At 34.5% G+C, this 12997-nt stretch carries 9 protein-coding genes; 6 read left to right on the top strand and 3 right to left on the bottom strand.

Annotation, left to right across the window (positions count from 1 at the left end; genetic code table 11):
• Positions 1-27: 27 nt before the first annotated feature.
• The 4 genes from BUC31_RS09380 to uvrB all read left to right on the top strand — a co-directional run bounded on the left by BUC31_RS09380 (position 28) and on the right by uvrB (position 8887).
• Complete coding sequence (locus tag BUC31_RS09380; RefSeq protein ID WP_073243337.1) at positions 28-1797, top strand: T9SS type B sorting domain-containing protein; 1770 nt, start codon at positions 28-30, stop codon at positions 1795-1797.
• Positions 1798-1816: 19 nt separating this feature from the next.
• The gene (locus tag BUC31_RS09375) at positions 1817-3283 is read left to right on the top strand and encodes a T9SS type B sorting domain-containing protein (protein WP_084134983.1); all 1467 of its coding nucleotides are present in this window, start codon (positions 1817-1819) and stop codon (positions 3281-3283) included.
• 265 nt (positions 3284-3548) lie between these two features.
• Entirely contained in the window at positions 3549-6839 is a 3291-nt protein-coding gene (locus BUC31_RS09370) for a T9SS type B sorting domain-containing protein (RefSeq protein ID WP_084134982.1), read from the top strand.
• A 59-nt stretch (positions 6840-6898) separates the two neighbouring features.
• Positions 6899-8887 (top strand): excinuclease ABC subunit UvrB, encoded by a 1989-nt coding sequence (gene uvrB / locus BUC31_RS09365; protein WP_073243331.1) that lies wholly within the window; start codon positions 6899-6901, stop codon positions 8885-8887.
• 671 nt (positions 8888-9558) lie between these two features.
• Here the strand turns inward: uvrB and BUC31_RS09360 are convergent.
• Positions 9559-9984 (bottom strand): Hsp20/alpha crystallin family protein, encoded by a 426-nt coding sequence (locus BUC31_RS09360; protein ID WP_073243329.1) that lies wholly within the window; start codon positions 9982-9984, stop codon positions 9559-9561.
• A gap of 205 nt (positions 9985-10189) precedes the next feature.
• Here BUC31_RS09360 and BUC31_RS09355 point away from each other — a divergent pair, with 205 nt between their 5' ends.
• Positions 10190-11458, top strand: coding sequence for a DUF2254 domain-containing protein (locus tag BUC31_RS09355; RefSeq protein WP_244534029.1), 1269 nt, complete (start codon positions 10190-10192; stop codon positions 11456-11458).
• Here the strand turns inward: BUC31_RS09355 and BUC31_RS09350 are convergent.
• Entirely contained in the window at positions 11455-11856 is a 402-nt protein-coding gene (locus tag BUC31_RS09350) for a hypothetical protein (RefSeq protein WP_073243326.1), read from the bottom strand. The genes BUC31_RS09355 and BUC31_RS09350 overlap by 4 nt on opposite strands.
• Positions 11857-12205: 349 nt before the next feature.
• On the opposite strand from BUC31_RS09350, the gene BUC31_RS09345 reads away from it, so the two are divergent.
• Positions 12206-12595, top strand: a complete 390-nt coding sequence (locus tag BUC31_RS09345) for a DUF1456 family protein (RefSeq protein WP_073243324.1) — start codon at positions 12206-12208, stop codon at positions 12593-12595.
• A gap of 45 nt (positions 12596-12640) precedes the next feature.
• Here BUC31_RS09345 and BUC31_RS09340 read toward each other — a convergent pair whose 3' ends face one another.
• The gene (locus BUC31_RS09340; RefSeq protein WP_073243322.1) at positions 12641-12976 is read right to left on the bottom strand and encodes a hypothetical protein; all 336 of its coding nucleotides are present in this window, start codon (positions 12974-12976) and stop codon (positions 12641-12643) included.
• Positions 12977-12997: the final 21 nt, after the last annotated feature.

Here is a 12997-nt window from a genome sequence, read left to right as displayed (position 1 = left end):
GTATATTGTATTGTTTACGAAAATGCTATGAAAAATAAATGGGACTTGAGAATACCCAAAATATTGGTCGCACCAATGTTTTTCATGGCAATGCTATTGGGCATTTTTAAGTCAACTGCACAAGAATGCCCCGCCCTTATAAATCCTGCAAATGGCACTACATTGGTACCGGTAGATGCGACTATTAGTTGGGAAGCTGTTGTAGGTGTACCTGGCTATATTATCTCATTGGGTACGACCGAAGGTGGCAACGATATTTTAAATGAGAAAAATGTTGGGTCGGCAAAAAGTTACACTCCACCTACAGGGCTACCAGAGAATACCGAAATATTTATCACCATTACATTATTCTTTTTTAATCAACCAAATATTATTTGTGATAGCCAAAGTTTTGTAACGGCAGCTTTAAGCGAAGCACCAAATTGCAGCTCATCTATTAGTCCGTCGAACAACGCTATAGATATAAATAGCTCCACCAACATATCATGGAATGCTGCGCCCAGTGCAACAGGTTATTTCATATCACTTGGCACCACAGAAAATGGCGATGAAATTCTTGCAAGTACAGACGTGGAAAATACTTTAAGTTATAATCCGCCTGCAGATCTACCCGCCGAAACGGATATTTACGTAACGGTAATACCCTACAATAGAATTGGCTTGGCAGATAGTTGCAGCTCTTCAGTCTTTACAACTGCCGCCGCAGCGGTATTACCACTTTGTACCAGTATGATTTCCCCTTTTGATGGAGAAACGAATGTTCCCTTAAGTCCGACTCTAGAATGGAACGCAGTGCCAAATGCCATAGGTTATAGAGTATCAATAGGCACATCACCCTTCAATAAAGATATTTTAGAAGATGCTATATTTTATAAGACCTCAACACTTATTATCAATTTTGAACCCAACCGCACTTTCTTTATTACCATATACCCTTTCAACGAAGCAGGTGAAGCTATAGGCTGCACACAAGAAACTTTTTCCACGTTATTAGGTTGCGGACCATATTTTGACCCGGAAAGTGGAGAATTATTAGTTTTAAATCCGGAATTAAACTTTCCGGATTCCGTTTCCATCTGCATCGGCAATGATTTAGATGTTATAACCGCGACCGATGAAGCAGATGGCTATAGATGGTATAAATTAGATGATAATGGCAATGAAACTTTATTATCTACTACTGCAGAAGTTTCTATAGATGAAGAAGGTGAATATCTTTATGAAGCTTATATAAACATCGAAGATTCGGGCAGAACATTCGAATGTTCTTCTTCAAAAATATTTAGGGTAGAAATATCTCAAAAACCAGATATAGATGATGTAAAGGTTCAAATTGGAGCCAATTCCGTCAATTATGATGTAATAACAGCGATAAATGGTAATTATGACTATGCCATAGACAATGAAGACGGACCCTACCAAGACTCTAATCGTTTTACTAATATCTCGTTACAAAACCATACAATATATGTTCGTGATAAGGACGGGTGTGGAATAGTTGAACGTTTGGTTGAATTAGATTTAACAGTAAACGGTTTTCCAAATTTCTTTACCCCAAATGGAGATGGCATCAATGATTATTGGCAGTTTATACCACCGGTTGGAACAGATAAAAACAATGTATCGGTAATTTATATATTTGATAAATTCGGTGCATTACTAGCCCAAGTAGCACCAAATACAGATGGATGGAACGGAAATTTGAATGGTAGGGCGCTTCCAGAATCAAATTACTGGTTCAAAGCTATTGCCACCAATAATAAAATTATCAAAGGTCATTTTAGTTTGAAACGATAAGGGAATTAATTTATACAAAATGAATATTAAAAAAATGTCTTTCTTCTTGAGGTTGATATGCCTCTTTTTGACAAGTGCATTTTTTTATGGCCAAGAGTGTACAGAATTTACTTTTCCGAACAACGGTGCAGATAACATTGAAGTAAACACTACACTAACTTGGACAAATGTATTGGGCTACAACGGCTATATACTTTCTATTGGCACCACACCACAAGGCACAGACATTTTAGACAGAAAACCTATTGGCACCAACCCTTTCTACACGCCGCCGTTAGGTTTACCAGACAACATCACTATGTACGCAACATTAAGTTTAGTTCCATATGATGGTCCGCCAATTAGCTGTGATGAGCTTGTATTTACAACGGTAGAAATTACCACACCCCCTACTTGCTCCATTTTAATTACACCAGATAATAATGCAGGTAGCGTAACAATTATCACAGATATAGAATGGGAATATGTACCGACAGCGACTGGATATTATTTATCTATTGGTACTACGCCAAATGGTAATGAAATAGTAAATAACCTTGACATTAAAAATGAATTAAGTTACGACCCACCAGAAGATCTACCACAAAACTCAAATATTTATGTAAAAATAGAACCCTATAATGATATCGGCATTGCAACATCTTGTATAGAAGAAATATTCACAACCAGTTTTGCGGTTTATGTTTGTGACCCCTATATTTCTGAAGCTACTGGCGAGTTAATATATAGAGCTCCAATAATTAATTTACCCAACATTGTAGGTATATGTAGTGACGAACTTCCCTATACCATTTCATCAAACGATAATGCTGATGGTTTTCGATGGTTTTTAACAAATAGCGGTAGCGAAGAAACGTTGCTATCAGAAACACAAAGTGTAGCTATTTCTACACCAGGTAAATATCGGTTTGAAGCGTATAACAAAATCACTACTGATGCCGGAGATATTGAATGCGTAAGTTCTAAACTTATAGATGTAGTAGCATCGGAAGAAGCTACGATTACGTCAATAAACATAACCAATACGGCAATGGGTAAAACAATAAATATTAATGCTACAGGTGGTGGTCAATATGAATATTCTTTAGATAATCGTGACGGTCCTTACCAAGATTCCCCCATATTTACTGAAATATTAAGTGGTGACCATATTGCTTTTGTACGAGACAAAAATGGATGCGGCATCACCCAAAGAACTGTTGACAGAGACATTTCTCAGAAAGATTTCCCTTCCTTTTTCACTCCTAATGGCGATGGCATAAATGATCATTGGCAGTATATACCTCCAATAGAAAATTTTGAAGCTGTCATAGAGGTGATACATATATTCAACCAATATGGAAGCTTAATTCAACAAATTAACCCAAATAGAATGGGATGGGATGGGACTTTTAATAATAGACAAATGCCGCAATCTGACTATTGGTACAAAGCTAGTTTTCTTAATCAGAAACCCATAATGGGTCATTTTACTTTGAAAAGATAGTATTTACCTCTTTTTTCAATGTTATAAGAAATCTCAATTTTATATAAGGTACTTCTAACTATATCATCCACAATAATTTCAAAAGTGTCTTAAAGATGACATTAATTATGTCAATTTATAATCACCCGCTAGTAAGGAAACAGCTACGTTATCCCGTTAATCTAAAAACTTACTAAAAATATTACATTCACAAGTAAAGTCTTTATATTCATAGCTTACCTTAAAAATAAACTTAAGATTTTTAAGATCAAGTAAATACCAATCAATGACAAGAGTATTAAGTTTCATCTGTTTTTTTGGAATATTCGGAATGCTTTCTGCCCAAGTGACACTTGCTGAGAGAAATGCACTTCAAGCATTTTATACAGCAACAAATGGTGCAACTTGGACTAGTGAAAACGACGCAATACCAGGTAACGATTGGGATTTTTCAGGACCTGTCACAAACGCTTGGTATGGCTTAACCATTGCTGGAGGTCATGTAGTTGCCATGGATATGAATCCTATTAACTATGCCAATACCAGCAATATTCAGTCAGGCTTTATTCCAGATGAATTAGCAGATTTAGAATTTTTAACAACAATAGATATATCGGCAAGTGGCCTTACCGGTACTCTTCCTGTTAGTATTACAACACTACCTAATTTAGTTTCCTTAAATGTTTGGTATAATGATTTAACTGGTAATATTCCTATAGAGGTCACAGATATGACACAATTATCGGTATTACATTTAGGTGATAATAATTTTACGGGAACTATCTATCCTGAATATGGTGATTTGGTGAACCTGACATATCTAAATCTCTCTGATAATGACCTTACCGGAACAATACCAGTAAGCTTAGGAAATTTAGTGGAGCTAAGGAGTCTTATTTTAGGGCAACAACAGCTAACAGGAAATCTGCCAGTCTCATTGAGAAACTTAACAAATTTGATAGAACTATCCATTCAATCCACACGAATAGATGGAAATTTACCTGAGGAGTATTCTGAATTAACAAATCTACAAATCCTTCGTTTAAAGTCATACACCAATGCCTTTATAGGTGGCCTTACCGGCTCTATTCCAAATTCTTATGGAAACTTAGTAAACTTAAGAACTTTAGATCTTTGGGGCAATGCACTTTCCGGCACATTACCAGTATCACTATCCAACTTGGTAAATATGGAATATTTCAGTGTTGCAAACAACCAAATATCAGGGACGCTACCGGCAAGTTATTCTAGTTGGACCAACATTATAAGATTTGAAGTGTATAATAATGATTTAGAAGGTACTATTCCTGATAGTTATTCAAGTTTCACGCAAATAGAAAACTTTTCAGCAGACACGAACAATCTTACAGGTTCATTATCTCCAAACTTTTCACAATGGGTAAATCTTGAAACATTCAATGTTTCTAGAAACGATTTAAGCGGGAATTTCCCTCAATCATATAACCAATGGACCAACCTCGAGGTCTTTAATGCATTTAATAATTCTTTTTCAGGAACCATTCCGGCTACCTATAACCAGTGGAACAATCTCTCCAATTTTAATGTTAACAATAACCAACTGGAAGGTACTGTACCTGATTTTACTGTAATACCTACTTTTACTCAAAATCTTACTATATCAGACAATCGTTTTCAATTCGGTGATTTCGAAAATGAATTCCCTTTTTACGACGCAAATTTTTCTGGTTTTCGTGATAATCCACAAGCCAAGGTTAATGATATTTTAACTTTAAATGAAAATATTGGTGATAACGTTACCCTAACTACAACGGTTAGTGGATCGCAAAATCATTATCAATGGTTTAAAGATGGTATGCCAATTACAGGTGCACCAGATAGCCCTACACTAGTTTTAAACAATATAGAAGCTACTGATGCAGGAGTCTATTATGCAGAAATAACAAGTGATATTGTTACTGATCTTACTTTGATTAGAAACGATATAACTATAATTATTAATTGCGTAATACCAACCGTAGACGACCCAGTAGATGTCAATGCTTGCTTGAGTTACACCTTACCTGCACTTTCCGCAGATAATTTCTACTATACACAGACCAATGCTGGAGGTACCCAACTAAACGCTGGAGATGTGATAACCACTTCGCAAACACTTTTTGTGTATGCCGGTACTACAGGTTGTTCTGATGAAAACGAATTTGACATTTTAATAGGAACAGCTCCAACCGCTGATGACCCAACAGATGTCAATGCTTGCTTGAGTTACACCTTACCTACACTTTCTGCAGATAATTTCTACTATACACAGACCAATGCTGGAGGTACGCAACTAAACGCTGGAGATGTGATAACCACTTCACAAACACTTTTTGTGTATGCCGGTACTACTGGTTGTTCTGATGAAAACGAATTTGACATTCAAATAGAAACAACTCCGACCGCTGATGACCGAGCAGATGTCAATGCTTGCTTGAGTTACACCTTACCTGCCCTTTCTGCAGATAATTTCTACTATACACAGACCAATGCAGGTGGTACGCAACTAAACGCTGGAGATGTGATAACCACTTCGCAAACACTTTTTGTGTATGCTGGTACCACTGGTTGTTCTGATGAAAACGAATTTGACATTCAAATAGGAACAGCTCCAACCGCAGACGCCCCAATAGATGTCAATGCTTGCTTGAGTTACACCCTACCTGCCCTTTCTGCAGATAATTTCTACTATACACAGATCAATGCTGGAGGTACCCAACTAAACGCTGGAGATGTGATAACCACTTCACAAACACTTTTTGTGTATGCCGGTACCAATGGTTGTTCTGATGAAAACGAATTTGACATTCAAATAGGAACAGCTCTGACCGCTGATGATCCTGCAGATGTCAATGCTTGCTTGAGTTACACCTTACCTACACTTTCTGCAGATAATTTCTACTATACACAGACCAATGCCGGAGGTACGCAACTAAACGCTGGAGATGTGATAACCACTTCGCAAACACTATATATGTATGCCGGTACCACTGGTTGTTCTGATGAAAACGAATTTAATATTCAAATAGAAAACCCTACACTTGTTGACAGTATTTTAGATATGGAAGTTTGTGAAAACCATATATTACCAGTACTGAACAGCGGTAACTACTTTACTCAACCAAACGGCACAGGTACCGAACTTTACGCAGGTGATATCATAAACACGACGCAGACCATTTATATTTTTGATGATTCTGCATCTTGCTCTAACGAAAACAGTTTTACTATTACCATAGATCCTTTATCATGTGAAGAAACACCTGTGCCAGAGCCTGAACCAGAAATATCTTGTACAATTGATTTCCCTAATTTCTTCACTCCAAATAATGATGGTGTACATGATAGGTATGTACCCATTACTGATGTCTGTTCTCCTGCTGGTACATTAAGTATTCATAACCGATATGGCCAATTATTATTTCAGACAAAATCTTTAGATAACACTTGGGACGGCAAATTTAACGGAAAACCTTTACCATCATCAGATTACTGGTATCGATTTGAAAATGCAGAAAATAATGAAGTAATTACCGGTCATTTTTCTTTAAAGCGATAGCAGTCACTATTCTTTTTATTGAACTCTTTTAAATGGCACTTCTTTCGTAATTTTATAGCATGAAATTTAAAGTAGTATCAGACTTCAAACCCACTGGTGATCAACCAAATGCCATCAAAGAATTGGTAAAAGGTATAAATGACAAGGAAAAATACCAGACATTATTAGGTGTAACAGGTTCAGGTAAAACATTTACGGTAGCTAATGTAATTGAAGAAGTTCAAAAACCAACATTATTATTAGCGCATAACAAAACCTTGGCAGCCCAGTTATATTCAGAATTCAAGCAGTTTTTTCCTGATAATGCGGTGGAGTATTTTGTATCGTATTACGACTATTACCAGCCAGAAGCATTTATACCAACAAGTGGTGTTTACATTGAAAAGGATCTTTCAATTAATGAAGATATTGAGAAATTACGTCTTAGTACCACTTCTTCTTTATTGTCAGGTAGAAGAGATGTAATCGTTATTGCTTCGGTTTCTTGTTTATATGGTATTGGTAACCCCGTTGAATTTCAGAAAAATGTCATCTCCATAAAAAAGGATCAAGTTATTGCTAGAACCAAGCTAATGCATCTATTGGTACAATCGCTATATTCTAGAACTATGGCGGAGTTTAAAAACGGTAATTTTAGGGTAAAAGGTGACGTTGTAGACGTTTTTCCTAGTTATGCCGACCATGCATATAGAATTCACTTTTTTGGCGATGAAATAGAAGAAATAGAAGCTTTTGACCCATTTAATAATAATATTATAGAAGTTTACGAAACACTTACTATTTACCCAGCAAATATGTTTGTGACCTCTAAAGATGTTTTACAGAATGCAATCCATAACATACAAGATGATTTAGTTAAACAGATAGACTACTTCAAAGAAATTGGAAAGCCACTTGAAGCAAAAAGATTAGAAGAACGTACCAATTTTGACTTAGAAATGATACGTGAACTTGGGTATTGCTCAGGTATTGAAAACTATTCCAGATATTTAGACGGTCGTGAGCCAGGTACCAGACCTTTCTGTTTGTTAGATTATTTTCCCGATGACTATTTAATGGTAATAGATGAGAGTCACGTTACCATACCCCAAGTACATGCCATGTATGGCGGTGACCGTTCTAGAAAAGTAAACTTGGTTGATTACGGTTTTCGTTTACCTGCTGCAATGGACAATAGACCTCTAAAATTTGAAGAATTTGAAGCGTTACAAAATCAGGTTTTATATGTAAGTGCAACACCCGCAGATTACGAATTACAATTGAGTCAAGGTGTTTATGTGGAACAAGTGATCAGACCAACAGGACTTCTTGACCCTATAATTGAAGTAAGACCAAGCCTTAACCAAATTGATGATTTGGTAGAAGAAATTCAAATTCGTGTTGAAAAAGATGAGCGGACTTTAGTCACTACTTTGACAAAAAGAATGGCAGAAGAGTTGGCAAAATACATGGACAGAATCAATATTAGATGTAGATATATTCATAGTGATGTTGACACTTTAGAGCGCGTAGAAATCATGCAAGATCTCCGAAAAGGAATTTTTGATGTCCTTATCGGAGTCAATTTATTACGTGAAGGATTAGACTTACCAGAGGTTTCTTTAGTGGTAATATTAGATGCTGACAAAGAGGGATTTTTACGTAGCAATAGATCGTTAACACAGACGGTTGGTAGAGCTGCAAGAAACCTAAATGGTCGTGCAATTATGTACGCAGATAAGATAACTGCGAGTATGCAAAAAACCATTGACGAAACAAATTACAGAAGACAAAAACAGATACAATATAACACAGATCACAACCTAACACCTAAGGCTTTGAATAAAAGTTTAGACAGTGTCCTTTCTAAGAATTCAGTCTCTACATATCACTTCATAAAAGAGGAGTTAAGAGCTGCCGAACCAGACATGGATTATCTTACAAAAGAGCAAATAGAAAAGCTCATAAAAGACAAAAGAAAGGCTATGGAAAAAGCTGCAAAAGAATTAGATTTTATGCAAGCAGCGAAGTTAAGAGATGAAATAAAGTCATTACAAGAGCAAGAATAACTCAAGTTTAGGCAAATTAAACTAAAACAGAGGTTAGATATATTTAAACTTTACATGAAATCACATAAAATACTGGATAATAATCACTTAAATAATATTTTTAGACAAGACTAAAAAGATAACTTTCTTACAAAAAATGAGTTTGAAGATATTTTTAAGCTAATTTCATTTCAATTTCAAAACATCTTAAGTTTATCATTTTATAAAATTCGCAAGCAAGAATCAATTCTTGAATATCAGAGAATCAAGAAAACAGCTATTACGAATTTACGCTAATTTTCCGAACAATAAAACTGCCGATTTTACACTCCAAAAAACAGTTAATTTCTGAAACAAAAAATCTAGTTACAACACTTCAAGAACGCCTTTTTAATACATAAAAAAGCAACAAACCTCCTACTCTATTTTACAAAAACATATTCTAAATTTCAACATAATTATTTCTAATTATGAGAAAAATAAAGTCACAAAAAATTACGCTGAAATAATCTCAAATGAGTTAATTACATAATTACTAAAATGATTATTCATGTTCATTTTCAATTCAGAATATGACATATAATAAAAATGGAAAGAAGCCTTAAAATAGGCTCAAAAAAAAGTGCTTTGATTTCTCAAAGCACTCCAACTAAACAACTCAAACCAACCTAAAAAAACTTACTAACCAAAACTTACTTTAACTCAATCAATCTTTTTGGCTTTGGTAAAGCCTCTTCTTTTTTTGGAATATTAAATTTTAAAATTCCCCCTTCATAAGTTGCTTCGATTTTATCTGTTGCAACAGTCTCAGGTAATGTAAATGCTCTTTTAAAAGATGAAATACTAAACTCTTTACGAGTAAAATTTTCTTTCACCTCTGTACTCTCTTCTTTAATTTCTGCTGAAATTGATAATACGGTATCGTCAATTTCAATTTTAAAATCATCCTTCACCCTACCAGGAACAAAAAGCTCTAATTCAAAATCTTTTTCATTTTCCTTTATATTTACTGCAGGCAGAGATGAACGTGAATTCTCAGTTCCACCAAACCAATCTGGTCTAAAAATCTCATTCATTAATGCTGGGAACAAAACGTCATTTTTCTTTGTTAAACTCATAATATTATATTTTAAATAAATTAATTTAATAGTTGATATGAATAGAACAAATCATATACCAACCAAATAAAAACGCCATAATGACATGTTTACCACTTAATATAGTGCCATTTTGTCCTGTTTTAATTATACGAGTCTGTAATTTTAGCATATCAGACAGTTATCTGAGCTCTCATTCACTAATTTTATAAAGAGAATTTATAGCATGGATAGATTAATCAACTTTTTTCACCAGATACGAACCAGAATTGCTTTTTACCCTACTATTATATCTTTAGCAGGATTTCTTTTGGCGTTTTTAATGATTTATCTGGAGCAAAAGAATATTTCTGCATACCTCAATGAGGTAGCACCAGCATTGGTAATTGACAATACTGACACAGCTAAAACCATTTTAAGCACCCTTATAGGTGGTTTAATTTCATTAACTGTATTTAGTTTCTCTATGGTTATGGTGTTATTAAATCAAGCTTCTAGTAACTTCTCACCAAGAGTATTACCAGGCATCATATCTGACCAGAAGCATCAAATTGTTTTAGGTCTATACATTGCTACTATACTTTATAACATCTTCATTCTTATCTCAATTGAGCCTACTGAAAATACCTATCAAACTCCCGGATTTTCGGTATTATTGGGCATTATTCTAGTAGTCGTATGTTTGGCGGCTTTCATATATTTCATTCACCATATCTCACAAGCGATACAGGTTGGTAATATTCTAACAGCAATTCACTCTAGAACAAAATCTGAAATAACATCAATTATAGAAGAACAAGAGGTGAACACTTTCGAGTTTCCAAATCATGAACATTGGGAAGCATATGAAATTACCGAAACTGGTTATTTTTACGGAGTACTGAACGATGATTTACTAGAGTTATGCAAAGAGAACTCAATAAAAGTTATCATTCAATTACATAAAGGACAATTCATTTTAGACGGCACCATTGGTTTTAAATCTGAAAAGCCTTTAAATGATGAATTGAAGAAAAAGATAACCAGCACACTACTTTTTAGTAACGAAGAGCTAATTGGAGAAAACTACATCTATGGTTTTAGACAAATTTCTGAAATTGGGGTAAAGGCAATGTCGCCAGGTATTAATGACCCAGGAACAGCTTTAAACACAATTGACTATTTAACGTCACTCTTTTTAAATTTAATGCGAAAGGCAGATTTTGAATACATTACCGATGAAGAAAAAGAAAATTGGACACGAATTAAATGTGTAAAATTTTCTGAAGTTTTATTTAATGTCATGGCTACGTACAGACTTTACTGTAAGCATGATATTACGGTAATGAGAAAATTGATGCACATGTTAAAAACACTCACCACGCACGTGGTTAATTCTGAGCAATTAGAAGTTATTGAAAAAGAAATAGATGAACTAAGAGCAGACGCCAACAGTAATATAGAAAACAAAAGAGATCTTGGTAAATTGGATGCTGACTTTATATCTTGGTCTTAATTATAATGTGCTTTGAAAATAGAAATTAATACCTCTGGTGGAACTATTTTATTCGGGTACTTATGCATTATAGAAAGTACTTGCTGAATTGCACCCGGTGGCAAACCCATGTTTAAACCGATATCATAAATTCTTTTAACCTCATTGACATCTTGATCATCATCGACATTCATTAGCAAAATCAACCTATGAAATTGCAATAACCGTTCTGATTGTGATTTAGGAATTACATGTTCAACGTTAGAAGTAAAGAGGCTATCAAAAGTCTTTTTACTTACCTCTAATTGCTGGGCAACCGAAAAAAGAAAATCATACTCTGATTCTTTCACCTCGTTATTAACTTTCGCAAACGAAATCATTTCTGATAAAATACTCAACTTTTCTTTAGTAGTAGGCATATTCTTATGTAACAAATTGATATTCAGCTGCTACATGTTTTTAACGTAAAAGTCAGCTGTTTTATTTCATTTAAGGGGATTTTGATTTCCTAAAGATTGGTCCAAACAAAAAAAATAATTTAAATAGCCACTTATTAATCTATAGTTTCGCTTTTACAAGAGTAATCCCTATGGTCATATTGCAAAAATTTTAAGATATGTAAACAACGAACTATATTATAGGATGTAGATAATCTGCCTAAAAAATAAAATTAAATAACCTTCATTCACATAAAACCAACCTATTATTAAGGCACACCAACCAACAGGTCATATTTTTATAATAACTTGCAGTCCTTAAATTTGCTGTATGACTAATAATGATATATTTAAAAAACTTAGAGTTGCATTAAAATTCAGGGATGATGAAATCGTAGAGATATTACAGCTTGTAGATTTTAAAATCTCTAAAAGTGAATTAGGTGCGTTCTTTAGAAACGAGGACCACCCTAATTACATGGAATGCGGAGATCAAGTGCTACGTAATTTCTTAAACGGATTAGTTCTTCATCTACGTGGAACAAAAGAAGAGCCTAAAATACCCGGAGAAGTTCTTTTGGCTATGGCAACCAGTACCAAAAAACCGGTTCAAAAGACTGCCCAAAAAAATAGTGAAAGAAGAGATTTTAAAACAAAACAGATGAATAAGGTAGATACTGCCGTTAGCGCTGTGAAGTATAAAAACAAGAAAAAATCTTAATACACCTCTGTGTATTAAGATTTTTTACTGGCATAATATATTGAGTTATGCCTCTATTCGTACAGGAATGGTATATACTTTACCTTCCTCTACATCTGCCAAATTAACCTTTTGATAGTTTAATTTGCTTTTGACAAAACTTTCCATTTTATCAAATTTTGTACTTACAGATAATACCACAATTTCGCCATCTGCATTTAAGGTAAAACGTACCTGTGCAGTTAGATCGTTATGCTCTTCAGAAAAGTTATTTTCTGATAACATTTCTGATATCTGAATTGAAAGATTTCTTGTAGGGTTTTCACCTTTTACATCGTTAGCTATTACATTACCTGTTGCAAGTAGCATTGCAGCTACGACTACTAAACTTAATTTTCTCATGACTTTTTGTTTTTTACTCCA

Origin of the sequence: Maribacter aquivivus, assembly GCF_900142175.1 — a bacterium.
GTDB lineage: Bacteria > Bacteroidota > Bacteroidia > Flavobacteriales > Flavobacteriaceae > Maribacter > Maribacter aquivivus.
The sequence above is the reverse complement of the archived record's forward strand: the minus strand, read 5'-3'. Positions and strand labels throughout refer to the sequence as shown.